Source organism: Mycobacterium sp. shizuoka-1 (genome assembly GCF_002723835.1).
GTDB lineage: Bacteria > Actinomycetota > Actinomycetes > Mycobacteriales > Mycobacteriaceae > Mycobacterium.
The window spans coordinates 1-22,946 of record NZ_BEWG01000062.1 but is presented as its reverse complement, the minus strand read 5'-3'; the positions used below and the strand labels follow the sequence as shown (position 1 = coordinate 22,946).

Annotated in this window: 31 protein-coding genes; 15 read left to right on the top strand and 16 right to left on the bottom strand. The window is 68.3% G+C overall.

All coding sequences use genetic code 11. The features are described from left to right. Position 1: 1 nt before the first annotated feature. Positions 2–826: a polysaccharide deacetylase family protein gene (locus MSZK_RS18665; protein ID WP_099250187.1), complete on the bottom strand. Its 825-nt coding sequence runs from the start codon at positions 824–826 to the stop codon at positions 2–4. Between the two features lie 131 nt (positions 827–957). Here MSZK_RS18665 and MSZK_RS18660 point away from each other — a divergent pair, with 131 nt between their 5' ends. Together MSZK_RS18660 and MSZK_RS18655 are read left to right on the top strand one after the other, a co-directional pair. After that, entirely contained in the window at positions 958–1,833 is an 876-nt protein-coding gene (locus MSZK_RS18660; RefSeq protein WP_099250242.1) for a TIGR03854 family LLM class F420-dependent oxidoreductase, read from the top strand. 18 nt (positions 1,834–1,851) lie between these two features. Beyond that, positions 1,852–2,859 carry a DUF4331 family protein gene (locus MSZK_RS18655; RefSeq protein WP_099250186.1) on the top strand — a complete coding sequence of 336 codons (1,008 nt, stop codon included), beginning with the start codon at positions 1,852–1,854 and terminating at the stop codon, positions 2,857–2,859. 10 nt (positions 2,860–2,869) lie between these two features. Here the strand turns inward: MSZK_RS18655 and MSZK_RS18650 are convergent, their stop codons facing one another. Then, positions 2,870–3,436, bottom strand: coding sequence for a chorismate mutase (locus MSZK_RS18650; RefSeq protein WP_099250241.1), 567 nt, complete (start codon positions 3,434–3,436; stop codon positions 2,870–2,872). 34 nt (positions 3,437–3,470) lie between these two features. Then, entirely contained in the window at positions 3,471–4,544 is a 1,074-nt protein-coding gene (locus tag MSZK_RS18645) for a S1C family serine protease (RefSeq protein WP_099250185.1), read from the bottom strand. A gap of 183 nt (positions 4,545–4,727) precedes the next feature. Here MSZK_RS18645 and MSZK_RS18640 point away from each other — a divergent pair, with 183 nt between their 5' ends. The 5 genes from MSZK_RS18640 to fdxA all read left to right on the top strand — a co-directional run bounded on the left by MSZK_RS18640 (position 4,728) and on the right by fdxA (position 7,740). Then, entirely contained in the window at positions 4,728–4,946 is a 219-nt protein-coding gene (locus MSZK_RS18640) for a hypothetical protein (protein ID WP_099250184.1), read from the top strand. Between the two features lie 184 nt (positions 4,947–5,130). Next, positions 5,131–5,985, top strand: coding sequence for a cyclopropane mycolic acid synthase family methyltransferase (locus MSZK_RS18635; protein WP_099250183.1), 855 nt, complete (start codon positions 5,131–5,133; stop codon positions 5,983–5,985). Between the two features lie 207 nt (positions 5,986–6,192). After that, entirely contained in the window at positions 6,193–6,717 is a 525-nt protein-coding gene (locus tag MSZK_RS18630) for a hypothetical protein (RefSeq protein WP_099250182.1), read from the top strand. Positions 6,718–6,721: 4 nt separating this feature from the next. Then, positions 6,722–7,291, top strand: a complete 570-nt coding sequence (locus MSZK_RS18625) for a hypothetical protein (protein ID WP_099250181.1) — start codon at positions 6,722–6,724, stop codon at positions 7,289–7,291. Between the two features lie 104 nt (positions 7,292–7,395). After that, the gene (gene fdxA / locus MSZK_RS18620; RefSeq protein WP_099250180.1) at positions 7,396–7,740 is read left to right on the top strand and encodes a ferredoxin; all 345 of its coding nucleotides are present in this window, start codon (positions 7,396–7,398) and stop codon (positions 7,738–7,740) included. A gap of 23 nt (positions 7,741–7,763) precedes the next feature. On the opposite strand, the gene MSZK_RS18615 is transcribed toward fdxA, so the two are convergent. Beyond that, a complete protein-coding gene (locus MSZK_RS18615) occupies positions 7,764–8,129 on the bottom strand; it encodes a carboxymuconolactone decarboxylase family protein (protein WP_099250179.1) in 366 nt (121 codons plus the stop codon). 301 nt (positions 8,130–8,430) lie between these two features. Here MSZK_RS18615 and MSZK_RS18610 point away from each other — a divergent pair, with 301 nt between their 5' ends. Together MSZK_RS18610 and MSZK_RS18605 are read left to right on the top strand one after the other, a co-directional pair. Then, positions 8,431–9,579 carry a hypothetical protein gene (locus MSZK_RS18610; protein ID WP_158230603.1) on the top strand — a complete coding sequence of 383 codons (1,149 nt, stop codon included), beginning with the start codon at positions 8,431–8,433 and terminating at the stop codon, positions 9,577–9,579. Positions 9,580–9,721: 142 nt separating this feature from the next. Next, on the top strand, positions 9,722–10,477 hold the full coding sequence (locus MSZK_RS18605; RefSeq protein ID WP_099250177.1) for a L,D-transpeptidase: 756 nt from the start codon (positions 9,722–9,724) through the stop codon (positions 10,475–10,477). A gap of 15 nt (positions 10,478–10,492) precedes the next feature. Here MSZK_RS18605 and MSZK_RS18600 read toward each other — a convergent pair whose 3' ends face one another. The 5 genes from MSZK_RS18600 to MSZK_RS18580 all read right to left on the bottom strand — a co-directional run bounded on the left by MSZK_RS18600 (position 10,493) and on the right by MSZK_RS18580 (position 14,639). Further along, a complete protein-coding gene (locus tag MSZK_RS18600; protein ID WP_099250176.1) occupies positions 10,493–11,167 on the bottom strand; it encodes a sterol desaturase family protein in 675 nt (224 codons plus the stop codon). Next, positions 11,164–11,886 (bottom strand): FadR/GntR family transcriptional regulator, encoded by a 723-nt coding sequence (locus MSZK_RS18595; RefSeq protein ID WP_099250175.1) that lies wholly within the window; start codon positions 11,884–11,886, stop codon positions 11,164–11,166. Before MSZK_RS18595 ends, MSZK_RS18600 begins: the two co-directional genes overlap by 4 nt. A gap of 54 nt (positions 11,887–11,940) precedes the next feature. Next, positions 11,941–12,486 (bottom strand): YceI family protein, encoded by a 546-nt coding sequence (locus MSZK_RS18590; RefSeq protein WP_099250174.1) that lies wholly within the window; start codon positions 12,484–12,486, stop codon positions 11,941–11,943. Positions 12,487–12,514: 28 nt separating this feature from the next. Next, positions 12,515–13,762 (bottom strand): cytochrome P450, encoded by a 1,248-nt coding sequence (locus MSZK_RS18585; protein ID WP_099250173.1) that lies wholly within the window; start codon positions 13,760–13,762, stop codon positions 12,515–12,517. A gap of 106 nt (positions 13,763–13,868) precedes the next feature. Next, a complete protein-coding gene (locus tag MSZK_RS18580; protein WP_233211389.1) occupies positions 13,869–14,639 on the bottom strand; it encodes a helix-turn-helix transcriptional regulator in 771 nt (256 codons plus the stop codon). An 86-nt stretch (positions 14,640–14,725) separates the two neighbouring features. Between MSZK_RS18580 and MSZK_RS18575 the strand changes: the two genes are divergently transcribed. Then, complete coding sequence (locus MSZK_RS18575) at positions 14,726–15,010, top strand: hypothetical protein (RefSeq protein ID WP_099250239.1); 285 nt, start codon at positions 14,726–14,728, stop codon at positions 15,008–15,010. Between the two features lie 55 nt (positions 15,011–15,065). Here the strand turns inward: MSZK_RS18575 and MSZK_RS18570 are convergent, their stop codons facing one another. Together MSZK_RS18570 and MSZK_RS18565 are read right to left on the bottom strand one after the other, a co-directional pair. Then, positions 15,066–15,254, bottom strand: a complete 189-nt coding sequence (locus MSZK_RS18570) for a ferredoxin (protein WP_099250172.1) — start codon at positions 15,252–15,254, stop codon at positions 15,066–15,068. Further along, positions 15,251–16,525, bottom strand: a complete 1,275-nt coding sequence (locus MSZK_RS18565; RefSeq protein ID WP_099250171.1) for a cytochrome P450 — start codon at positions 16,523–16,525, stop codon at positions 15,251–15,253. Before MSZK_RS18565 ends, MSZK_RS18570 begins: the two co-directional genes overlap by 4 nt. Positions 16,526–16,636: 111 nt before the next feature. On the opposite strand from MSZK_RS18565, the gene MSZK_RS18560 reads away from it, so the two are divergent. Together MSZK_RS18560 and MSZK_RS18555 are read left to right on the top strand one after the other, a co-directional pair. Beyond that, a complete protein-coding gene (locus tag MSZK_RS18560) occupies positions 16,637–17,221 on the top strand; it encodes a TetR/AcrR family transcriptional regulator (RefSeq protein ID WP_099250170.1) in 585 nt (194 codons plus the stop codon). A 54-nt stretch (positions 17,222–17,275) separates the two neighbouring features. Further along, positions 17,276–17,986 carry an SDR family NAD(P)-dependent oxidoreductase gene (locus tag MSZK_RS18555; protein ID WP_199203391.1) on the top strand — a complete coding sequence of 237 codons (711 nt, stop codon included), beginning with the start codon at positions 17,276–17,278 and terminating at the stop codon, positions 17,984–17,986. 12 nt (positions 17,987–17,998) lie between these two features. Here the strand turns inward: MSZK_RS18555 and MSZK_RS18550 are convergent, their stop codons facing one another. After that, on the bottom strand, positions 17,999–18,439 hold the full coding sequence (locus tag MSZK_RS18550; protein WP_099250169.1) for a hypothetical protein: 441 nt from the start codon (positions 18,437–18,439) through the stop codon (positions 17,999–18,001). Positions 18,440–18,455: 16 nt separating this feature from the next. Between MSZK_RS18550 and MSZK_RS18545 the strand changes: the two genes are divergently transcribed. Further along, entirely contained in the window at positions 18,456–18,650 is a 195-nt protein-coding gene (locus MSZK_RS18545) for a hypothetical protein (RefSeq protein ID WP_099250168.1), read from the top strand. Positions 18,651–18,769: 119 nt separating this feature from the next. Here MSZK_RS18545 and MSZK_RS18540 read toward each other — a convergent pair whose 3' ends face one another. Both MSZK_RS18540 and MSZK_RS18535 read right to left on the bottom strand, forming a co-directional pair. Then, the gene (locus MSZK_RS18540) at positions 18,770–19,606 is read right to left on the bottom strand and encodes an ANTAR domain-containing protein (RefSeq protein WP_099250167.1); all 837 of its coding nucleotides are present in this window, start codon (positions 19,604–19,606) and stop codon (positions 18,770–18,772) included. 8 nt (positions 19,607–19,614) lie between these two features. Next, complete coding sequence (locus MSZK_RS18535) at positions 19,615–19,926, bottom strand: STAS domain-containing protein (protein ID WP_099250166.1); 312 nt, start codon at positions 19,924–19,926, stop codon at positions 19,615–19,617. Positions 19,927–20,323: 397 nt separating this feature from the next. Here MSZK_RS18535 and MSZK_RS18530 point away from each other — a divergent pair, with 397 nt between their 5' ends. Beyond that, positions 20,324–20,767 carry a hypothetical protein gene (locus MSZK_RS18530; protein WP_099250165.1) on the top strand — a complete coding sequence of 148 codons (444 nt, stop codon included), beginning with the start codon at positions 20,324–20,326 and terminating at the stop codon, positions 20,765–20,767. 29 nt (positions 20,768–20,796) lie between these two features. Here MSZK_RS18530 and MSZK_RS18525 read toward each other — a convergent pair whose 3' ends face one another. After that, a complete protein-coding gene (locus MSZK_RS18525) occupies positions 20,797–21,921 on the bottom strand; it encodes a nitronate monooxygenase (RefSeq protein WP_099250164.1) in 1,125 nt (374 codons plus the stop codon). 222 nt (positions 21,922–22,143) lie between these two features. On the opposite strand from MSZK_RS18525, the gene MSZK_RS18520 reads away from it, so the two are divergent. Next, positions 22,144–22,443: a hypothetical protein gene (locus tag MSZK_RS18520; RefSeq protein ID WP_199203390.1), complete on the top strand. Its 300-nt coding sequence runs from the start codon at positions 22,144–22,146 to the stop codon at positions 22,441–22,443. Here MSZK_RS18520 and MSZK_RS18515 read toward each other — a convergent pair. Beyond that, on the bottom strand, positions 22,431–22,787 hold the full coding sequence (locus MSZK_RS18515) for an aminopeptidase (RefSeq protein WP_099250163.1): 357 nt from the start codon (positions 22,785–22,787) through the stop codon (positions 22,431–22,433). The two genes, MSZK_RS18520 and MSZK_RS18515, sit on opposite strands and share 13 nt — an antisense overlap. Positions 22,788–22,946: the final 159 nt, after the last annotated feature.

Sequence of the window (22,946 nt, the reverse complement as noted above, 5' to 3'; positions counted from 1 at the left end):
ACTAGGCGGATGTGACGTGCGGGATCTCCGGCTGCAGGAAGACGTCGTTGAACGTGACCGTGCGCAGGTTGCGCGACCGGACGATGTCGACCAGCGCCGGGTAGACGTGGGTGACGGGCAGGTGGTTGAGGTGGCCGATCACGATGTTCTGCGCGATGAAGTATTGGTCGGCCATCTTGACGATGAAGTCCTCGGCCACCGGTGTGGAGTCGGCGAGCGATCCCGCCCACATCGTGGGCACCCGGTAGCCGAGTTCGGCGGCGACGGCGTCGACGGTGTCGTTGTGGGCACCGTAGGGCGGGCGGAAGTAGGGGGTGGCGTCGGCGCCGAAGGTGGCGCGCAGGAATCGGTCGTTGCGCGCCAGCTGGTCGGCGACCTGGTCCTTGGTCAGCGTGGTCAGGTCCGGATGGGACCAGGTGTGGTTGCCGAGCTGGATCTGGCCGGAATCGACGAGCGGTCGCAGCAGGGCGGCGTTGTCACGCCAGGAGTCGTACACACCGTTGACGAAGAACGTCAGCCGGATGCCGGTGTCCTTGGCCAGCTGGGTGTAGAGCCGCACCACCTCGGAGTTCACCCCGTCGTCGACCGTGAGGGCCAGCAGGTCACCGTTACCGGGCAGCTTGGTCAGTTCACCGCCGCCCGGCAGCGGCATTCGTGCGGCAGGCGGCGGGGGAGGCAACAGCGGTGCCGCACCGATCGGTGGCGGGGGTGTCTTGACGCCGGACGGTGCCGGGGTCTGCGACATCGCGATCGCGCTCGACGTCCCGACCAGACTGGCCGAGGCGAGCAACCCGATGACGAACTGGCGCCGGGTTACCTCGGCCACGTGCCGGTCCCAGAAGTCACATCTGTAACACCAGTCACACGCTCAGGTTACGGTCCCCGGTCGCCGAAACGACGCACATCCGCGGCTGTGTCGTCACATTCGCGTCCGGTTACCGTGGCGGGATGGGCGATGTGAAGATCCGGTTCGGGGTCAGCCTGGGCAACAAAGTCGAGGACCTGCCCGCCTTCATCGACCGGCTGGAATCCGCCGGCGTCGACTCGCTGTGGTTCTCCGAGTTGGTCTACACCCCGGCCGTCGACCCGTTCGCCGGCATGGCCTACACGCTCGGCCGCACCCAACGCCTCAAGGTCGGCACCTCGGTGGCGGTGCTGCCCGGCCGCAACCCGGTACTGGTCGCCAAGACGCTGGCTTCACTGGCCGCGCTGGGCCCCAAGCGGGTGCTGCCCGCGTTCGGACTGCGCCCGGCCTCGAAGGCGGAGTGGGATCTGTTTCCCGTCCCCGACGGCCAGCGCGCGGCGGTGTTCGATGAGGCGCTGGAGGTGGTGCGGGCCCTGCTCACCGGCGACCAGGTGACCTTCGCCGGCCGCTACTTCGCGCTCACCGACGCGGCGCTGGGCATCCGTCCGCCGGTGCCCGTGGACATCTGGCTCGGTGGATCGGCGCCCGCAGCGTTTCGCCGGATCGGCCGGCTGGCCGACGGGTGGCTGGGCAGCTTTGTGACGCCGGACGAGGCCCGCGTCGCGCGGGAGAGCATCGAGCGGGCCGCCGGTGAAGCCGGCCGGTCGATCGAACCGGATCACTTCGGCCTGAGCCTGGGCGTCGCCGAGGGCGGCCTGCGCGACGACATCGCCGCCGCGATCCGCGCCCGCCGCCCCGACGCCGATCCCGCCGAGCTCGTCGCCGGGGACTGGTCGCAGCTGCACCGCCAGCACGACGGTCTGATCGCGGCGGGGTTGAGCAAGTTCGTCATCCGGCCGGTCGATGACACTCCGGCCGACGAGTTCATCGATCGTTTCACCGAGGAGCTGTTGCCCCGCCAGAACTGATCCGGCAAAGTCTCGGTGATGTCGAACCATTTCACCGGTCTGAGCCTCGGGCCGCCGCTCGGCGATCAGCGCCTGGACCTGTGCGACCTCTACGCTTTCCAGTCGCCCGCCGATCCCACCCGCACGGTGCTGATCCTCAACGCCAACCCGAACGCCGACGCGCTGCACCCCGACGCCATCTACCGGCTGGCGGTCGACAACAACGGCGATCTGCTCAACGACATCGCCTTCAGCTTCGTATTCTCCGAACCCGACGGGGGGCGCCAGACCGTCGACGTGTTCAAGGCTGTCGGCGACGATGCGGAGTCGCCACTTCCGTTGGGCGAGAAGATCTTCGACGCCGTCGAGGTGTCGTTCGACACCGAAGCAAAGGTGCACCGGTCCGGGGACTACACGTTTGCCGCGGGCGCGCGCAGCGACGCGTTCTTCTTCGACTTCGACGGCATCAAGAATCTCTTCGACACCAGCGGTAAGCGTAATTTCACCGACCTGCATCTTGGCGACACGTCGCCGTGGACCGGGGTGGATTCCAATCTGACCGCCAACGTGTTCTCGATCGCCATCGAGGTGCCGACCGCCGAACTCGGTGCCGGCGCCTTACGGATCTGGGGCCGCTGCAGTCTGCGCCGCGACGGCGAGCTGGTACACGTCGACCGCGCCGGCCACCCCTCGGTGAGCAGCTTCTTCAACACCGACGACACCAAAGAGGAGTACAACGCCAGCGTGCCGGTCCACGACCGGGAACGCTGGAGCGCCCAGTTCGTCCACCTGATGGGGCACACCGGCGGATACACCGAACAGGAGGCCGTCGAGGCGATCGAGCGCGAGGGCACTCTGCCCGACATGCTGACCTTCGACCCGGCCAAGCCGGCGAAGTATCCGAACGGGCGGGTGTTCACCGACGACGTGATCGACTACCGGCTGGCGTTCCTGACCAAGGGCGACTGCCCGCCCAGCGGGCTTGCTCCGCACACCGACACCCTCGACGTCTTTCCCTATCTGGGCAACCCACACCCCACGGGTTAGCCGCGCGGCGTCAGGCGCCGCAGTACGACCGGGTGGCGGCGTCCAGCGCCGTGCGGTAGAGATCATCGAACTGCCGTTCGCCGGCGACGACGCCCTTGGCCGCATCCAGCGCGGGACGGCAGCCGGGTGAGCTCAGCAGCGGCCACTGCGCGGCCATCTGCTCGACCATCTGACGGTTGAGCCCGTCGATGACCGTGCGCGAGGCGGACAGGTCCGGCGCCGTCGTCGGCGCGCTCGCCGGGTCGAACTTCCAGCCCGCGAACCTGGCGTACTCGATGGCCTCGGTGGCGTTGATCTGGTTGGTGAACGCCTCGGTGACATAACCCGTTGGCACACCACGCGTTTCGGCATCCGACGACACCGCGGCCAACACCTGCTTGACCCGGGCGGGGTCGGTGATCAGGCCACCGGTCAGCCACTTGTTGCCCGCCACCGGATCCGCGGTCTGTAAGCGCTGCGCCGCGGCATCGACGAGGGCATACAACGGTTCGGGCGAATCCGCGTGCGCCGGGGCGGCCGTCGCGACCGCCAGCATCGTCATCGTCGCTGCGGCGCCCCGCGCCAGGGCAGTGGTCATGGCGTCCATTCTCACCGATGCGGCCGGGCGAGGATCAGCCGACCGGGCCCGCGCCGAGCACCACGCCGGCGCTCTGCGGGTTTCCGGCTCGGTCCAGCCAGCTCAGCACGATGGTGTCGCCGGGGTGGTGGGCATCCATCACGTTGGAAAGGTCCGAAGCCGTGTTGATCGGCACCCCGTCCACCGCCACGATGACATCGCCGCTCATGATGCCGATACCCTGTGCGGGGGTGTCCGGAAGCACTTGGCGCACAACAGCTCCCGTGGGCCCGCCGGCTCTCGAATCGGCGATGCCGACACCGATGAACGCGGTGTCGCCGATGTGCACGCCCGGACCGCCGCCGGAGCGGATCGCGCCCGCGACGCCCAGCGCGCGGTCGATCGGGATGGCAAAGCCCTCCCCACCGCGGACATCGCCCATCCGGTAGGTCAGCGTCGCAGCCACCGTCACCCCGATCACCTGACCCGCGGCGTTGACCAAGGGGCCACCCGAATCGCCGGGCCGCACGTCGGCGGCGACCCGGATCAGGTCGGCGAGCTCACGGGAGCCGCCCCCGGACTCGTCGGAGGCTCGCACCGACGCGCCGAGCTGGGTGATGTTGCCCGGCGAGAAACTCGGCGCGCCACCGGCTCCGCCGGCATTTCCGATCGCCGCGACCGGGTCGCCGACCGCGATGCCCGACGAGGTCCCCAGGGCGGCCACCGGCAGGTCGCTGGCACCGCGCAGCCGGACCAGGGCGATGTCGTTGGTGCGGTCGTAGCCGATGACGTCGACGGGATAGGTGCGTCCGTTGGCCAGGCTGGTGGCGGTGATGCCGGTGGCACCTTCGATGACGTGGTTGTTGGTCAGCACCTCACCGCCCGGATCGAGCACGATCCCGGTGCCCGCGCCGACCGCGCCCTGATAGTTCAGGGTGGTGTTGATGTCGACCAGGCCGGGTGTGACCTGTCCGAGCACCGCGGATTGGTCCAGCGGGGCCAGTGGCGCCGGGCCGACGGGCGCCGGTGTCGCGTGGGCGGGTCCGGCGAGCAGACCCGGCACCAGTAGCAGGGCCGCCAGCACGGTCACCAGCCGGCGGCCGTGGCGAAGCGGAGGCTTTGCATCCATAGCTCAACTTTGCCTGAAAAGCGGCGCATATGGCACTCGGACGGCATTGTGTCCGCATCCGGGGTTGCTGAGCGAATCTCACTGTTTGGTGGATCACACATGTGGGCAGTCCTTTGCACAGCATCGCGCAGCCCGCCCGACCGCACCCCATACGGCCCACCCGGGATCAGAAGGGAAGTCAACGTGAGCACTCCGGACCATCACGATCAGACCGGGAAGCCGGTGCCGGACGAGAACGCGCGAGCCAAGGCCAAAGAGATGATGTCGGCCTACGAGGACCGGCCCACCGCGGTGTTGCCCGGGTCCGACAACACCGTCACCGGAACTGCCGTGAACGAATGGCTCGACGATCAAGGTCGCCCAATTTACGGCAACGAAGATAATGCCGAGAATTCGTCATGACCGCCGACACTTAGCCGCCTCACAGTTTGCTCGAGTGGGGAGTTACCGGCGAGTCGCGTAGGCTACTCGGGTTACGTCACCAGGGGAGTGTGACCGGTCTCGCGGGGGTGGACCGGAGTGCAGACGCCAGAACAGGACACCGATTTTGTTGGATACGCCCGCGAACCCAGACGACGCCGAGCGCATGGAACCGCGCTTCGACGACGTGCAGCACCATTACGACATTTCCGACGATTTCTACCGGCTCTTCCTGGATCGGACCCAGACCTACAGCTGCGCATACTTCGAGCGCGAGGACATGACGCTGGAAGAGGCGCAGATCGCCAAGATCGATCTCTCACTGGGCAAGTTGGGCCTCCAGCCAGGCATGACGTTGCTCGATGTCGGGTGCGGCTGGGGCGCCACGATGATGCGGGCGCTGGAGCGTTACGACGTCAACGTCGTCGGGCTGACCCTGAGCAAGAACCAGGCGCTGCACGTTCAACAACTCTTCGACGAGTCGGACAGTCCGCGGTCCCGGCGGGTGTTGCTCGAGGGCTGGGAGCAGTTCGACGAACAGGTGGACCGGATCGTCTCGATCGGCGCCTTCGAACACTTCGGAACCGACCGCTACGACGCCTTTTTCGAGATGGCCTACAACGCATTACCCGCTGACGGAGTGATGTTGCTGCACACCATCGTCAAACCGAGCGACGAGGAATTCCTCGCGCGGGAAATGCCGATCACCATGCGGCACTTGAAGTTCTTCAAATTCATCATGGACGAGATTTTCCCGGGCGGGCGGCTGCCCAAGGTCACCGTCGTCGAGGAGCACGCGGTGCGCGCCGGGTTCTCGGTCAACCGGATCCACCCGCTGCGGTTGCATTACGCCCGCACCCTCGACCAGTGGGCGACAGCGCTGGAGGCCAACGAGGAAGAGGCCGTGGCGCTGCAATCGCGCGAGGTCTACGACCGCTACATGAAGTATCTGACCGGCTGCGCAGAGCTGTTCCGCGACGGCTACACCGACATCTGCCAGTTCACCCTGGCCAAGGGCTGATTCGTCAGCCCTTCGCCTCACCACGCCGGGTGAACGGGCACACCATCGACGCATCCCCCGGCGTGCGCCGCGTCCTGATGTCGTTCTCGACGGTAGGGGCGGTCCCCATATGCCGTCGCGGGCCGAAGGCCCACTCCTGTTAGGGCCATTGGTCCCCTGCGCAGTGTTAGCATGCGCCCGTCATCAGGCCGTCGATGAGGAGATGCAATGGTCCGGGCAGTGGCAACCGCAGGCGCGGCGCTGGCCCTGATGGCATCGGGGCTGGCGGCGACCGCGACCGCGGGCGCCGATCCGGCCGCCGACGCGACGGTGTACATGTTCGGCAGCTGTTACGACCCCAGCCAGCCGCTGCAGGAGAAGCCGCAGCGGGTGGTCTACGGCTGCGACTCCACCAGCGTCATGGAGAACATGACCTGGAGTTCGTGGGGGGCCGACGGCGCCACCGGAACCGGCACCGACAGCGCCGTCCAGTGCCGGCCGAACTGCGCGCAGGGGCCGCACCTGGACAACCCGATCGTCGTGCACGCGTGGAATCCCGTCCCGGCCGGCAGCCAGGGGTGCCCGGACAACGTGGCGTTCTACACCGATTTCACCGTCGCCTACCCGGCCGGCGTTCCGCCATGGGTGGTGCCCGGCACCGACTGGGCGCCCGGCGTGCAATACACCTACGTCGACGGCATGCCGGCGGTGCACTTCTCCGACCAGCGACCCTACAGTTGCACACCGCTGTGACCTGATGCCCGCCGCGACCGGCCTTCGCTCCAGACCGGCAGTGCTGCTCATCGCGGCGGCGCTGCTCGTCAGCTTGGTCTTGGGTGTGAGTTTCGTTGCGGTGCACAGATTTCGGGAAATGCGCGGCGCCGCGGTCGATCCCGTCGCGGATCCGCTGACCGACGAGCAGACCCGGCTCCAGGTGCTCGGCCCGGCCCGCGACGTCGTCGGCGCCGGCCGGCTCACCGGGGTCAGCGCCGGCTATCTGCTGATGTCGTGCACGAACGCCGACGCACCGCCCTATCAGGGCGCGGTGTACCTCAATTTCGACGTGCCATCCGTGCTGGACACCCCGAAGTATTTCGCCGCGATCGCGGCCGCGATGACCGCGCGGGGCTGGACCGAGCAGATGCCGGCCAACCGGCACCCCGGCGGACGGACCCTCACCCGCGACGGGGTGACGATCATCTACTTCCGCACCGCCGACCACACCGACCGGGCGACGATGCAGATCTACGGCGAATGCCGCAACACCACTGACCACCGCACCGACACCACGGGGTGGGTGGACGTCACGGCTGCTCTACCGCGCTGAGCATTCCCGGCGCGGCCAGTCGGGGAAAGTGAGGACTTTGGTCCCCGGCGCGGCGGGCCTTCTAGCCGTGTCTGGTACGGCGGGTAACAGATAGGCTCGCCGGCATGACCTACGTGATCAGCAGTGCGTGTGTCGACGTCAAGCACAAGGCATGCATGAAGGAATGCCCGGTCGACTGCATCTACGAGGGCGACCGGACCATGTACATCAACCCCACCGAGTGCGTCGAGTGTGGAGCGTGCCGGATTCTGTGCGAGGTCGATGCCATCTACTTCGAGGGTGACCTGCCCGAGGAGGAGAAGAAGTTCCTCGCCGACAACGCGGCCTTCTTCACCGAGATCCTGCCGGGCCGGGACGCGCCGATCGGCAACCCGGGCGGGTCCTATGAATTCGGCCCCGTCGGTGTCGACACCCCGATGGTCGCCGCACTGCCGCACCAGCAGGACTGAGCGACGCGGACGGTGGCGCCCGGTCAGCTCGGACCGGGCGCCGCCGCGTCGGCGAATTCACAAAACGCGTCGTAGGCCCGCGCCCCGTACACCGTGGCGGGCCCGCCGTGCATCATGATCGCCACCCCGATGGCCTCGGCAGCCTCCTCTTTCGTGGCCCCGGCCCGAGCGGCACCGCGGGCATGGGAGGCGATGCAGCCGTCACAGCCGTGGACCACGCCGATGACCATCGCCATCAGCTCCTTGACCTTGGTCTGGAGCGCGCCCGCGCCCAGCGCGGCCCCACTCATGTCGTTGAACGCCCGATAGACGTCGGGGATCATCTGCCGCAGCGCACGATGCTGGGGGCGCAGATCGTCGAGAACCTGGTGGTAATGGCCGTGTTCCATGCCCCAGAACCTATACCCGGCGCCGTATCGCGGCGTGCTCTTTCGGCACGTCCCACGACCCGCCGCCCTCGTTACCGAATCGTCGCCGCAACGGGATGCCACGGCGCCCGTTCGCCGGTATAAGCCACGGCGGGTAGGCTCCACGGAGATCGAAGACGACCACGCTGTCCCGGTTCGCTTCCGGCGCTTCCAGCGAAGTACCGCACCAGGTGAAGTGACGTCTTGGCGCGTGCTGTGCGAGGCCAGCGAAGTCCGGACCGGAGAGGAGTGTTTGAAGTTGGACACCGTTCTGGGTCTGTCGATGACCCCGACCACTGTCGGACTCGTCCTGGTCGAAGGCGACGGCGCCGACGGCGCCACCAAGGGACACGACGCGTTCGAGGTGCGCCGCGGCGGATTCAGCCCGGTGACGACCTCGGAGTTCGTCGCCGAGGCGCTGTCGCGCACCCAGGCCATCGCCGGCGGCCGGCGACTGCAGTCCATCGGAGTCACCTGGAGTGACGACGCCTCTGTCGAGGCCTCGCTACTTCTCGATTCGCTGGCCGACTCCGGGTTCGACAACGTGATCCCGATCCGCCTGCCGGCGGCAACCGAAGCCTTTGCCCACGGCATCGGACAGGTGATCGGCTCCGCCGTCACCGCGGTGTGCGTGGTCGAGCCCGAGGCCGTCGTCACCCTGATCGTCGATGCTCACGAAGGCGCCGTGCAGACCGCGATCAGCTACGACCTGGAATCCGACCAGGACCTGATCGACTGGTTGTCCGACATCCTGGCCGGCAGCGAGTGGCAGCCCGACGGGCTGGTGCTGCTGGGCTCGGGGGACGGCCTGGACGCGATCGCGCGCCGGCTCGAGGAGATCGCGGGGATCCCCGCGTTCGCCCCGGCCGAGGCGGAGCTGGCGTTGGCCCGCGGCGCCGCCCTGGCTTCGGTGAACGGCATCGGCATGCTCGACGACCCGCTGTTCGCGCTGCCGGTCCTGCCGCCGCCTGCGGCGAATCGGAACTCCACGGCCCTGCGCGCTGCGACGGCGCTGCTGGCCGCGGGTGTCGTGGCATTCGTCGTCTCGGCGTCGGTGGCGGTGGGCCTGGAACTGCTGCCCGATCAGGGCGCGCGCCCGCAGCACCGTGACGTCGTGAACACCGCCGAGACGCCCGCCGCGCTGCCCGAAGTCGCCCCGGCGGCGCCGGCGCCCCGCGAACAACTCGCGGCCCCCGCGGAGCAGGCCGCTCCGCAGCCGGAGAACAAGCCGACCTTCGACCCTGTTCCGGTGGTGGCGATGACGATGAACGTCGCCCCGCCGCCCGAGGCGCCGCCCGCCGACGTGCCGCTCGACCCGGCGGGTGCGCCACTGCCCGCGAGCGCGCCGCCACCGGCATACGTCACACCGCCGCCCGTGGAACCCAAGCAGACGCTGCGCCAGCGGATCTGGGAGCGCCTGCACGGCGGATAGCCGCCAGTTTCGCTGGCTGCGCGTCCGAGCGACGTGGCCTCTGCGACACCCGCCGTTACGGCATGTCACCGCACTTTCGCCGGGGGTCACCGCACCGACCCTTTAGACTGGGCCTTTGCTGATCGCCCATAGGACGGGAGCCATGGCCAGAGCAGTTCGACAAGCAATAGCCGCCGCGGGCATCGCGGCGATGGCGATGGTCACCTCGGCGCCGAGCAGCACCGCCGCGGTCGCCCCCGCGTTTGACGGGGCCACGGTCGCCTCGGTCTCGCCGACCAACGGTCAGCTGGTGGGCGTGGCGATGCCGATCACCGTGACCTTCACCAAGCCGGTGGTCGACCGCCGGGCAGCGCAGCAATCGATCACGGTGGCCACACCGGCCGACGTCGCGGGTCGCTTCGAGTGGCTCGACGACACGAGAGTGCAGTTCGTGCCCAGCCAGTACTGGCCGGCGCACTCCGAGATCACCATGATGGCCGGCGGGATTCCGCGCACGTTCGGCACCGGCGCGATCGTGCTGGGCGTGGCCGACATCTCGGCGCACACGTTCACCGTCAGCATCGACGGCCAGGTGGTTCGCCAGATGCCGGCGTCGATGGGTAAACCGCGCCACCCGACCCCGGTCGGCAGCTTCACCGTTTTGGAGAAGCAGTCCTCGGTGGTGATGGACTCGCGCACCATCGGCATTCCGCTCAGCGATCCGGAGGGCTACAAGCTCACCGTGGCCGATGCGGTCCGGATCACCTGGGGCGGGGTGTACGTGCACTCCGCACCGTGGTCGGTCGGCTCACAGGGCTACTCCAACGTCAGCCACGGCTGCATCAACCTGAGCCCGGACAATGCGGCGTGGTACTTCGACCAGGTTCACATCGGCGACCCGGTCGTCATCAACGCCTAACCGCGCCAACCGTTTTCAGGAAGCTTTGGCGTCGCCGGCGGCGTGCAGGTTCTTCGCGGTCGGGGAGGCGGGGACCGTCGCCGGGTCGGGGTAGGTCCGCAACACCCGGTCGGCGGTGCCCGGGGTGGTGACCCCGAACCAGTAGTGCTCGTTGCGGAAGTGGTGCAGCCGGTGATCGCGCCAGATCACCCGGTAGACAGCGGTTTTCGGCTTGTAGTCGGTGTGCACCAGATAATGGCACCATTCGTAGAGCAGGCCGCAGGTCAGCATCACGACCAGGAACGTCAGGCCCATCCCGGTCCGGGGGAACAGCACCAGCGCGATCGCCACCGCGGCGCCGACCGCGCCGATCGCCGACTGCATCGGGATGAACACCAGGTTCACATCGCGCGGGGCGCCGTGGTGCTCGCGATGCTTGCGGGCCAGCAGCGGGTCGAGGGTGAACCTGCCGATGCGGCGTGGCCGCCAGTGCAGGACGAACACGTGAATGGTCCACTCCAGGAACGGAAATCCCGCGGCGATGGCCAACGGCACCAACGCATCGGCAGGACGCCAGTCGCCCACCGCGATCCGGGCGATCACGGCCGCGGCCAGTGCCACCGCGAACAGCCAGGGCGACGGGTGCCGCCAGAACTCGCGGCCGGCGTCGGCCAGGGTGACGCCGCGGCGGGTGTTGGTCGACGTGCTCATTGCTGACCCTCCAGTTCGTCCAGTGCCGTGACCAGCGCGGTGGTCGCGGGTTCCAGCAGTTCCCGGGCGGCGATCACCGCGGCGTCGGGTTCACCGGCGTCGATGGCCGCAGCCAGGGTGCGATAGGCCTGCGTCTGCCCGACTTCGGCGGCCATCAATGTGGCGAGCGCGGGCAGGGCGGGCTCGTAGGCCGCCCGTAAGGTGTTGAACATCAACCGGAATGCGATCGAGTCGGCCCCGTCGACGACGTGATCCCAGAAGGTCAGGGCGTGCCGCTGCTGCTCGACCGGGTCGGCCGCGCAGGACAGGGCGACAATCGATTCCTCCAACAACGCACTCAACCCGGCCGGCCTGCGCCGCGCGGCCAGCTCGGCCACCTTGGGCCCATTGTGCAGGCGGGCTTCGAGAATGCTGCGGGCGACCGAGACGTCGAGTTCGCCGTTGCGCAGCAGCAATTGGGGGAGTAGGTCGAGTCCGGCGTGGCGGCGGAAGTCGCGCACCGTGGTGGCGTCGCCCTGACGCACCTCGACCAGGCCGGCGGCCGCGACCCGCTTGAGCGCCTCGCGGACCGCAGGCCGGGACACCCCGAGCACCTCGGCCAGCCGGCGTTCGCTGGGCAGGGCTTCGCCTGGTTTCATGTCGCCGCTGAGGACCCCGGCGAGGATCTGCGCGAAGACGTCTTCGGGAACCGAACGCCGGGCCACCGGCTGCAATGCCATGCCGCCAGCATGCCGCAGCCAGAGGTAAGAGGTCAAGTGGTCAGACCAGGGCGACTACTTCGGGTGACGCGCGGTGAAGCGCACCGTGACCTCGTCGGCCACCTTCAGCGATCCCATGAACAGCGAATACGGCTTGACCCCGAAGTGCGTCTGCACCACCGGCACCGAGGCCGTCATGACCCAGACGCCGCCGGACTCCTCGACCGCCAAGTCGACGGTCTGCGGCCGGGAGGTGCCGTGAATCTCGACCGTGCCGTCCAGCCGGTAGCCGTCCGCGGTGGCGGTGATCTCCTCGGCCGCGAACGCGATCTGCGGATACTTCTTGGCGTCGAGCGCCTTGAGGGCGTTGGAGCGGACCACGCCTTTCTCCGGTCCCGACAACGGGGTCACGCCGCCCTCGCCGGAGAGCACCTGCAGCGAGTCGACGTCGACCACCAGCTCGGCGGTCACGGGCTGCTGTCCGCGCCAGCCCACCGTCGCCCGCCAGGACGCCATCGCGATCGTCAGCCGGTGGCCCATCTTGGCGGCAGGCCCGCCTACGCCGGTGAGAATCTGCAGTTCACCCTCGGCGGCGGTCAGGTTCCAGGCGGTATCCGTCACTCCCTGACTGTATCGGCCGGCGGCACGCCTAGTTGCCCACGCCGGCCCCGGTGTAGTCGACCTGCCAGTGCTTGATTCCGTTGAGCCAGCCCGAGCGCAACCGCTCCGGCTTGGACAGCGGGGTCAGATCCGGCATGTGGTCGGCGATCGCGTTGAACATGAGATCGATGGTCATCCTGGCCAGGTTGGCGCCGAGGCAATAGTGCGCGCCGGTACCACCGAAGCCGACATGCGGGTTGGGGTCGCGAAGGATGTTGAACGTGAACGGATCGTCGAACACCTCTTCGTCGAAATTGGCGGAGCGGTAAGACATCACCACCCGCTGCCCCTTCTTGATCTGCACGCCCGAGAGCTCGACATCTTCCAGCGCCGTTCGCTGGAACGACGTCACCGGCGTGGCCCACCGCACGATCTCGTCGACCGCGGTCACCGGGCGCTGGGCTTTGTACAGCTGCCACTGGTCCGGGAAATCGGCGAACGCCGTCATGCCGTGGGTGATCGAGTTGCGGGTGGTCTCGTTACCGGCCACAGCCAGCAGAATGACGAAGAAGCCGAACTCGTCGTCGGAGAGCTTGTGCCCGTCGACGTCGGCCTGGACCAGCTTGGTCACCAGATCGTCGCCGGGGTTGGCCGTGCGGTCGGCGGCCATCTGCATGCCGTACATGATCAGCTCCCCGGCGGCACCCTGCGGATCGTTGCGGTGGAACTCGGGATCCGCTTCGCCGACCATCTGGTTGGACCAGTCGAACAGCTTCTTGCGCTCGTCCTGCGGTACACCCATCAGGTCGGCGATGGCCTGCAGCGGCAGTTCGCAGGAGACCTGTTCGACGAAGTCGCCCGAACCCTGCGCGGCAGCGGACTTGGCGATCGCCTGGGCCCGCTCTCGCAGATTCTCGCGCAACGTCTCGACGGCCCGCGGCGTGAACGCCCGGGACACGATCTGGCGAAGGTGGGTGTGCCGCGGCGCGTCCATGTTCAGCAGGATGAACTGGCCGGTGTCCTTGTGCGACACCGCCGCGTTGTCCGGATAGCGCGGCAGGGCGGTGTTCTCCAGGCTGGAGAACACATCGCTGCGCCGGGAGATCTCCTTGACGTCCTTGTGCTTGCTGACGACCCAGTAGCCGTCGTCGTCGAAGCCGCCGACGCCCCTCGGTTGCTCGTTCCACCAGATCGGCGCCACCCGGCGCAACTCGGCGAGCTCCTCGACCGGCAGCCGCTCGTTGTTCAGGTCGGGATCGGTGAAGTCGAATCCGGGGGGCAGGTTCGGACTTGGCATAAAAGCGCACCTCCATACGACGTCTTCTAGTGCCCGGTGAACCATGCCTACACCACGCACGGAGACCTCGGTGGTGGCTTTGGAAAACTCACAACTGGAACGTGTTCTATTTCCGGGGTTGCGACGGGCGCAATGCCGCAGCGGTGGCCTCATCCGCGGGCAGGAACGCCTCGATACTGAGCTCCGAAGCGGTCAGGTCCAGTGCCGTCCCGAACGTCGTCACCATCGACAGGAACCGCAGCAGCACGCTGTCGTGCCGATACAGTTCCAGTGGGACGGCGACGCCGCCGAGATCGGTCGAGGGGTCCTCGCCGCCCGGATAGCCCTCGATCTCGGCCAACAGCTGCGCGCAACCCCCGGCGTCGGCCTCCCGGCGCAGCCGGGTCAACAGATGGTGCCGCCACTGCGCGAGGTTGCGGATCCGCGGGGCCAGGCCGTCGGGGTGCAGTGCGATGCGTAGCGCGTTGGGCGCCTCCAGCAGATGTGCCGCCACCCCCTCCAGCAGAACCGCGGTGCCCGGATTCACCTGCAGCACATCCCAGTTGCGATCGAGCACCAGGCAGGGATAGGGGTCGTAGGCGTCCAGCACCCGGTCGATGCCTGCGCGCACCGCCGCCATCGCCGGGTCGTCAACGGCTCGTTCGGCGTAGGCCGGCGCCAGTCCGGCTGCCAACAGCAGGTGGTTCTGCTCACGGGGGGGTACCGCGAGCGCCTGCGCCAGCCGCAGCACCATCGCCCTGCTCGGCTTCGAGCGCCCGCTCTCGACGAAGCTGACATGCCGCGACGAGACCTCGGCTTCGACGGCGAGCTCGAGCTGGCTGAGCCGACGCCTGCGCCGCCAGTCGCGCAGCAGGTCGCCGAATGCCGTGTCGCCCACCCTGCCAGCATTCCGCACGCCTGCGCCCAAAGCGATTACCTGGCAGGTAATTGCACCACTTACCTGCGGCGCGGACCGTGAACAGTATGACTCCGACGACTGCACACCCGGTTCCACGTTGGCTGCGCTTCGTGCTGAAGTCCGACCGCGCCGGCTCGGCGTGGTACGTCGGCACCGGATTCTTGTTCGCGCCACTGCTCGCGCTGGCGTCGCCGTGGCCCGCGCTGACCGCGGCGCTCTGGGTGGCGATCGGGCTGGCCGGCTTGTGGCTGGGCCTGCTCGGGGTGGCGATGGCCGCCGGCTTGGCGATGGTGCTGCGCTCGAATACCGAAATCCCGGAGGACTATTGGCGCTCGATCGTGAACTACTAGCGATTTCGGCGCGCACACGTTCGCTGGGCGGCGGTTTCCGCGCCGAAATCGCAACTCAGTCGAGGATGACGGCGTTCTCCGGGCAGGCGTCGGCGGCCTCGCGGGCGGTGGCCTCGAGCTCGGGGGGCACCTCGTCGAGGATCGCCTCGGCATAGCCGTCGTCGGTCATGGCGAAAACCTGCGGACAAAGGGTGGTGCACACGCCGTGTCCCCGGCAGCGTCCGTCGTCGATACCGGCTTTCATGACAGATCGAACTCCAGGTGCAACTCGGTGAGCCCGCGCAGGATGTAGGTGGGCACGTAGTGATAGGCGCGTGCGTCGGCGGGCCCGTGGTGCTCGGTGCTGATCCGGATGTCCGTGGTGCGATCGAGCAGTCGCTCGATGGCCACCCGGGCTTCGGCTCGGGCCAGGGGAGCACCCGGGCAGGTGTGGATGCCGCGGCCGAATGCGATGTGCTGGCGGGCATTCGACCGGGCCGGGTCGAAGGTGTTGGGATCGGTGAAGCGGCGCGGATCGCGGTTGGCCGCGGCGTTGACGACCATCAACGTCGCACCGGACGGCACGTCCACCCCACCGAGGGTCACCGGCCGCGTGGACAGCCGGAAGTCGCCCTTGACCGGGCTCTCGAAGCGCAGCGCCTCCTCGATGAAGTTGCCAACCCCGGCGCGGTCGGCACGCAACTGCTGCTGGATGGCGGGGTGGTCGCCCAGGATCTGCAGTGCGGCGCTGAGCAGCCGGACGGTGGTCTCCTGACCTGCGGTGTAGAGGTTGGCGGCCACCCGGGCCACGTCGCCGGGATCGGGCACCGACCCGTCGGGGAAGGTCGCCGCGGCCATTTCGGACAGGACGTCACCACGCGGAGCGGCGCGCCGATCGTCGATGTAGGCGATGAACTTGTCGTAGAGGTACTCCAGCGGCGACTTGGCCAGGCTCTCGCCCTTGACGCTGCCGATGCCGCCGCCGTGGTGCGCACCGCTGCGCATCTCGGCCAGGAACTCGTCGCGGTCGGCGTCGGGGACCCCGAGCAGGTCGGCGATGACCATCAACGTAAAAGGTTGGGCGAAACCGGAAATCAGCTCGCCACCCGAACCGACGAGGTAGTCGTCGAGGGCACGGTCGACCATCGCCCACATCGCGTCCTCGTTCTCCTTGAGCCGCTTGGGGGTGATGAGCCGCATCAGCAGCGCACGATGATCGGTGTGCACCGGCGGATCCAGCGCGGGCAGCTGGTCGTTGAACGGCAGCTCATCGCGGTGTGCGGCAATGAGTTCGGCGACATCGTCGCGGCCCTCGACAGGGACCGGGAACCCGGGGAACGGACCGGTCACCGCGATGCACGAGGAGAACCGGTCCGCGTCGCCGGCCACCTCGGTGGCCTCCTCCCAGCCGGTGACCATCCACACGCCGTGGTGCGGCTCCCGCGACACGGGGCAGCGTGCCTGCAGGGCTCCCAGGTAGGGGTACGGGTCGGCGACAAGACCGCGGTCGGTGAAGAAGTCCGGGCTATCGGTCACTGAGGGGTCCCTTCACGGTGAGCACGCCACTATACGATCGGCAAGGGCGATGCTAGTCGATCGTATGGTAGATTACTAGCCGATCGTAAAGCTGAAGCAAGGGAGTCGGCGGTGAGTGCAGTCGCGGTGGTCAGTACCGGCCCGGGCCCGGACACCCGCCAGCGGCTCGTCGACGCGGCGATCGCGCTGTTCATCCGGCACAGCTACGCCGGCACCTCGCTGCAGATGATCGCCGACGAACTCGGCTTCACCAAAGCGGCGATCTACCACCACTTTCGGACCCGCGAACAGCTGCTGACCGCGGTCCTCGAGCCGATCATCGACAAGCTGGCCGTGGTGGTGGACGACGCGGAACGCCAGCGTGGCGTGCACGCCCGCGCCGAACGCATGCTGAGCGGTTACGCCCGCCTTGCCGTGGAGAATCCGATGCTGGTGTCGGTGCTGGCGTCCGACCCCAGCGTGCACACGGTGCTGAAGAGCAACCGCGAGTGGACGCACATGATCGCCCGGCAGATGGCGCTGCTCGCCGACGTTCATCCCGGCCCGGACGGGTTCATCCGGGCCCAGTTCGTCTTCGCCGGGATCGCCGGGTCGGCCGACCCCAAGCGCGAGGCCGACGACGAGTGGCTGCACGCCCGCCTCGTCGAGACCGGCCGTCGCGCGCTGGGCTTGCGCGCCCCACGACGAAACTCGTAGAGCCGCAACATATTTGGTCCACCAGGCGGTGCATCCGCCGGAAAGGGGAAGCCTGTGCCCATCACGAAGACCGCGTTGGTGACCGGCGGCGGTTCGGGAATCGGTGCGGCGGTGGCCGATCGGCTGCGAGCCGACGGTTACCGGGTGGCCATCATCGATCTCAATCCCTGCGACGCCGAGTTCAGCTACGTCGCCGACGTCACCGACCGGGCCCAGATCGACGTCGCACTCGCCGCCATCCATGCCGCGTTGGGGCCGGTCACCATCCTGGTCAACGCCGCGGGCAAGGACAGCTTCCGCCGCTTCACCGACCTGACGTTCGAACAGTGGAAGACCATCATCGACATCAACCTGCACGGCGTCTTCCACACCATCCAGGCCGTGCTGCCCGACATGATCGAGGCGGGCTGGGGCCGCATCGTCAACATCTCCTCGTCGAGCACCCATTCCGGCGTCCCGTACATGTCGGCCTATGTCGCCGCCAAGTCCGGGGTCAATGGCCTGACGAAAAGCCTTGCCCTGGAATACGGTCCGGCCGGAATCACGGTCAACGCGGTACCGCCGGGCTTCATCGACACCCCAATGCTGCGTCAGGCCGAAGCTCGCGGCAACCTGGGCGACGTCGCGGCAAACATCGAACGCACCCCGGTGCGCCGGATCGGCCGGCCCGAGGACATCGCCGCGGCGTGCGCCTTCTTCATCTCGGAGGAGGCCGGCTACATCACCGGCCAGATCCTCGGCGTCAACGGCGGCCGCAACACCTGAGGGCTACCCCGGCTAGCCCGCCGGCTTGGTCGTGGTCGGGGTGACCGACGTCGTCACCGTCACCGTGGTGGTGCTGACCGTGGTGGTCGCGGTGCCCGACGTGGTTGCCGTCGACGACGTGGTCGCCTGCGAGAAGCTGGGTTCGCGGAACTCGATCCACGAGTCCTTGTAGATCACGTCGTCGCCCGAGGAGACCAGGATCTGGGTGGGCGAAACCGCATACGTCACACCGTCGTTGGAGGCCACCAGCGTGCCGTCCGAGCTGCGGGTGATCGGCAGGTGCAGGGGCGCGTTGTCGGACAGGCGCACGCCCCGGTACTCCAGGCCACCGTCGGCGTTCACGCAGATCACCACCAGCGACTTGGTGGTGCGGCCATAGGCCATCAACGTCTGGTTCTCGTCGCAGCGCGCCCCGGTGTCGACATAGCCGCGCGAGTCGGCCTGATATGACACCGGTGCACCCGAGGTCGTGGTCGTCGCGCTCGTCGTGGTCGTCGCGCTCGTCGATGACGTCGCTGTCGTCGACGTGGACGGGGCGGCCTGCGCGACGGGCAGCGTGTCCGACGAGCCCGACGTCACCGTCACCCCGACCACCAACCCGGCCGCGGCCAGCACCCCGCCGGCGGCCAGCCACGGCAACAATCTCGACGACGATGAGCGGTGATGCGGGTCCATCGGTTTCCTCCGGCTGCTGCGGCGTGACACGCCTAAGCGAACCACCTCCGGCGGCGATTTCGGTGCTGCCGCAGCGGCGTTTCCCCGAGTAATCGGCCGAGATACTGCTCACCCCGCGGGGTCGGCAGCCTTGTCAGCCGGTGTGATCGGGGTCGACTCCGGGGTGAGCACCGCCCACAACAGTCCCGCCGCGTGCCGGGCCGCATCGGTGGGAACGATGGGTGAGCCGGCGACCGGCTGCTCGGCCGGCGCCCCGCTGATGTGTTCCACCAGGGCCACCGCCAGCGCCCGCAGCTTCACGTTGGACTCGTGGCTGGCCCGGCGCAGGGTGGCCCACGCGGTGTCCGCGTCACAACCCAATCGCCCCATGATCGCGCCCTTGGCCTGCTCGATGGCCCCGCGGGACTGCAGCACCGCCAGCATGTCGGCGATCGCGGTGACGTCCTCGGCTCCTGCCGACACCATCGCCGAGCAGACCAGCTGCTCATAGCCGATCAGGGTGGTCACGGTGCCCGCGGTGGCCGGCCGGTCCAACGTGCACGACAACACCACAGTGCCTTCGGCCTTCCAGACCCCGGGCACCGCGACGCAGCCGCGAACCTCCCGCCAGGCCGCGCTGTGTTCGGGGGCCCGGGCCTCCATGGCCGGCAGGCTGAGCTGCGGCCAGCGCTCGTCGGCCCACAGGTCCAGGCTCAGCACCGGCATCTGGTGCACGAAGGCGTCGATGACCGGGCCGCCCAACCCGTCCAGCTGGGCCCCGACGATCTCGCCGCCGTAGCCCCGGTCGGCGAGGATCGTCATCTCGTCCTCGTCGAGGCGCCGATCGTGGACCGTGATCGCCAGCCCGACCGCGTCCGGCACGTCGAGGTGGACCCGCTCGAGGATCCGGGAGAACAGCTCACCCTGCTCGGACAGGTCGCGCGGGTGGAATTCGGGGACCGGCATGGTGCGCCTCAATCCCGGACCACGACGGTGGCCACCCGGTCGAGGCCGGAGATCCCCAGCAGCGTCCTGATGGGTCCTTCCGCGGCCACGATCATGGTCAGCGCCGTGGTGGCGGCCAGGGCGAACAGGGCGCGCACCGCCGCGCTGTCGCAATAGCTCACCCCGGCCAGGTCGACGGTCAGGGTGGCGGCGCCCTCCGCGGCCTTGGTCATGGCCTCCTGGAACCGGGTGACGTTGGCCAGGTCGATCTCACCGGCGGCGACCACGTGCGGCGACTCCGCATCGGCAACCACAGCGACCCGGAACTGGGCCTCCGCCATCAGCGCGACTCCTCGAGGTTCTCGACGGTGGTCCCACCCTCAGCGGCGGTCCCCGGCAACGCGGTCAGCACAACTGTATGCCCGACCGAGTCGGTCGGTGTCGTGATTATGTGGGCAGCGCAAATAGCGGCACGTGCCTTTGCCACGGAATACTCCCGTCGTCCTTGTCACCCCCGACGACGTAATCGCCGCAGCTTAGCAAGCTTCGGTGCGCAACGAGCCATCGGCGGCACCGCACTGCGCACCGAGGCCGCCCTGGCCACCGGCCGGGGCGGGTTTGCTGCCCGGCGGCGCGCGTTTGGAGTTTCACCGGAAGCACACCTGTCCCACCCGTTAGGCTCAGCGCAGGGCCGGCGGGGGCACAGGGCCCGGCGGTAGAGACCTAGAGGGTGGATAGATGCTCCGCGAATTCGTCATCGCAGCGGCCGTCGCAGGCAGCGCGCTGTCAGTGGCACCGACTGCCGTAGCCGACGAACCCCACGGGCCGTTCCCGGGCGACCCGCCGGGAATGAGCTACGACGCCTACCTGAACGCACCGTGCTACCGCTGGGACCGGTTCGTCTTCGGCCGCGGTCCCGGTGGCGAGCCGTTGGCCTGCCACTGGATTCCGGGCCAGTCACCGATCGGGATGGACCGCCCGCCCGAGGGGGTCGGCTTCTGGGTGCTCTCACCCAAGATCTACGGCGTGCAGGCCGTCGGCTCGCCGTGTCCGGGGTCGCAGGCCGCGGCGCAGTCGCCCGATGGGCTGCCGATGCTGTGCCTCGGCGCGCAGGGCTGGCAGCCGGGATCCATGCATTCCGGCGACTGGGGCAACGGGAACGACTTCTACCCGGCCAGCTGAGACAGAAAGAAGTNACTTTCGTGTCTGTCTCAGACCGACGCGTTGATCTCTTCGAGCCGGCTGGTGGACTCCAGGTACTCCTGGACCCAGCGCTCGATCACCGCGGACGTCTTCTCGACCTTGGCGAACTGGCCGACCACCTGGCCGACCGGGTTGAACGCCACGTCCACGGTCTCGTTGGGGTACTTGCTCGTCGCGGCGACCGCCATGCCGGAGACCATGTACTGCAACGGCATTCCGAGCGGCTCGGGGTTGCCTTCGGTCTGCCAGGCCTCGGTCCAGTCGTTCTTGAGCATCCGGCACGGCTTGCCGGTGAACGAACGGCTGCGCACGGTGTCGCGGCTGCTGGCCTTGATGTAGGCGGCCTGCTGCACCGGGGTGTTCTCGGCTTCTTCGACCATCAGCCACTGCGAACCCGACCAGGCGCCCTGGCAGCCCAGTGCCAGCGCGGCGGCGATCTGGTGACCGCTGCCGATACCGCCGGCGGCCAGCACCGGACGGGGCGCGACCTCCTTGACGACCTGCGGCCACAGCACGATCGAGCCGACCTCGCCGCAGTGGCCGCCACCCTCGCCGCCCTGGGCGATGATGATGTCGACGTCGGCCTCGGCGTGCTTACGGGCCTGTGCGGGGGAGCCGCACAGCGCGGCGACCTTGCGGCCGGCGTCGTGAATGTGCTTGATCATGTCGGCCGGCGGGGTGCCCAGCGCGTTGGCGATCAGCTTGACCTTGGGATGGGTGAGCGCGATCTCGACCTGCGGGGTGGCGGTGGCCTCGGTCCAGCCGAGCAGCTGCAGGGCGTTGGAGTCGGCGTCCTCGACCGGGACGCCATGGTCGGCCAGCAGCTTCTTGGCGAAGTCGAGGTGCTGCTGCGGCACCATCGACTGGAGCATCTTGGTCAGCTCCTCGGTGGACATGTTGGCGTCCATGCCCTCGTACTTGTTCGGGATGACGATGTCGACGCCGTAGGGATGGTCGCCGATGTTCTCGTCGATCCACTTGAGCTCGATCTCGAGCTGTTCGGGGGTGAAGCCGACCGCGCCGAGGACACCGAAGCCGCCGGCCTTGCTGACGGCGACGACGACGTCACGACAGTGGGTGAACGCGAAGATGGGGAACTCGATACCGAGCTCGTCGCAGAGGGCAGTGTGCATGGACCGGCTCCTTCAAGCGGGGGCGTAAGCAGACTGGAACGTGTTCTAGTTTAGTACGTCGCCGATGCGGCAGTTCCAGGTATCCACCATCAGCGGGTCGACGAATGGTTGTCGGCCCGATCCACCCCGCCAGAGCACCGGAAACTCCGCAGGCCGGTGGCGCCGGGGGAGTAGCGTTGGACGTGCTCACTGTGGAGCGCGCATCAAGGATGGGGGTCCGCGATGGCTATCTGGAGGCGTCCGATCACGAGCGCGCTGCTGGCCGCGATCGCCACCGCAGCACTGACCGCCACCGTCACCCCGGTCATCAGCCCGCCGGCCGCTGCCGCGCCGGACTGCACCAACGGTGTCGTGCCGCTCAATCCGTACGTGGTGAACTGTGGCCTGCCGCCCCGCAAGACCCAGGTGATCGGCGCGGCCCCGGATGCCGGCGCGCTGATCGCCTGCCGGCACAACCCGATCTGCCTGTCGTACTACGTGAACTACCCGGGCACCCTGATCGTCCCGGGCTATCGCCCCTGAGTCGTCGAGCCGACGCCAGTGCGTCCGCCGACCAGGAGCGAACCACCGGCCACCACCAACCCGATCACGGCCAGCGGAATCGACCACGACCGCCGCTGCGACACCGAGGACTGGCACTGAGCCACGAAGTCGGTGTGCGGGACGATCTGGTTCAGGATCGGCACATTGGCCACGACGTTCTTGTCGTTGGCCGCACGGGCCGACGACAGGTCGGCCGAGATGGCGTTGCCGCAGCCGATGCTGCCGCCGTTGCCGTCCGGCGTCGAGACCGGCACCAGCATCGCGATCACTCCGGCGACCAGCAACACCGCGCCTACCAGCAGGACCACCCGACGCACCGACATGTCCGCTCCTTACGCATCCGTCGAATCGGTGCGGGGACTACCCCGAGTGGGATTGGGCCAAACGCGGCCGCCTAGGTGTAACTCCCAGACAGGTTGTGAACGGCGTGGTGAGCGGAAGTAGGTGAGGACCTCCGGTATCGGTGTGGTTACCAAACACGC

Coding starts and splice junctions, on each gene's coding strand:
- MSZK_RS18615 (WP_099250179.1), bottom strand. CDS start 8,129: ATGGAACACGGCCATTACCACCAGGTTCTCGACGATCTGCGCCCCCAG.
- MSZK_RS18530 (WP_099250165.1), top strand. CDS start 20,324: ATGCTCCGCGAATTCGTCATCGCAGCGGCCGTCGCAGGCAGCGCGCTG.
- MSZK_RS18600 (WP_099250176.1), bottom strand. CDS start 11,167: ATGAGCACGTCGACCAACACCCGCCGCGGCGTCACCCTGGCCGACGCC.
- MSZK_RS18630 (WP_099250182.1), top strand. CDS start 6,193: ATGGTCCGGGCAGTGGCAACCGCAGGCGCGGCGCTGGCCCTGATGGCA.
- MSZK_RS18525 (WP_099250164.1), bottom strand. CDS start 21,921: ATGCACACTGCCCTCTGCGACGAGCTCGGTATCGAGTTCCCCATCTTC.
- MSZK_RS18585 (WP_099250173.1), bottom strand. CDS start 13,762: ATGCCAAGTCCGAACCTGCCCCCCGGATTCGACTTCACCGATCCCGAC.
- MSZK_RS18635 (WP_099250183.1), top strand. CDS start 5,131: ATGGAACCGCGCTTCGACGACGTGCAGCACCATTACGACATTTCCGAC.
- MSZK_RS18535 (WP_099250166.1), bottom strand. CDS start 19,926: ATGGCGGAGGCCCAGTTCCGGGTCGCTGTGGTTGCCGATGCGGAGTCG.
- MSZK_RS18655 (WP_099250186.1), top strand. CDS start 1,852: ATGTCGAACCATTTCACCGGTCTGAGCCTCGGGCCGCCGCTCGGCGAT.
- MSZK_RS18625 (WP_099250181.1), top strand. CDS start 6,722: ATGCCCGCCGCGACCGGCCTTCGCTCCAGACCGGCAGTGCTGCTCATC.
- MSZK_RS18515 (WP_099250163.1), bottom strand. CDS start 22,787: ATGTCGGTGCGTCGGGTGGTCCTGCTGGTAGGCGCGGTGTTGCTGGTC.
- MSZK_RS18610 (WP_158230603.1), top strand. CDS start 8,431: ATGACCCCGACCACTGTCGGACTCGTCCTGGTCGAAGGCGACGGCGCC.
- MSZK_RS18605 (WP_099250177.1), top strand. CDS start 9,722: ATGGCCAGAGCAGTTCGACAAGCAATAGCCGCCGCGGGCATCGCGGCG.
- fdxA (WP_099250180.1), top strand. CDS start 7,396: ATGACCTACGTGATCAGCAGTGCGTGTGTCGACGTCAAGCACAAGGCA.
- MSZK_RS18570 (WP_099250172.1), bottom strand. CDS start 15,254: ATGAAAGCCGGTATCGACGACGGACGCTGCCGGGGACACGGCGTGTGC.
- MSZK_RS18645 (WP_099250185.1), bottom strand. CDS start 4,544: ATGGATGCAAAGCCTCCGCTTCGCCACGGCCGCCGGCTGGTGACCGTG.
- MSZK_RS18540 (WP_099250167.1), bottom strand. CDS start 19,606: ATGCCGGTCCCCGAATTCCACCCGCGCGACCTGTCCGAGCAGGGTGAG.
- MSZK_RS18520 (WP_199203390.1), top strand. CDS start 22,144: ATGGCTATCTGGAGGCGTCCGATCACGAGCGCGCTGCTGGCCGCGATC.
- MSZK_RS18595 (WP_099250175.1), bottom strand. CDS start 11,886: ATGGCATTGCAGCCGGTGGCCCGGCGTTCGGTTCCCGAAGACGTCTTC.
- MSZK_RS18650 (WP_099250241.1), bottom strand. CDS start 3,436: ATGACCACTGCCCTGGCGCGGGGCGCCGCAGCGACGATGACGATGCTG.
- MSZK_RS18575 (WP_099250239.1), top strand. CDS start 14,726: ATGACTCCGACGACTGCACACCCGGTTCCACGTTGGCTGCGCTTCGTG.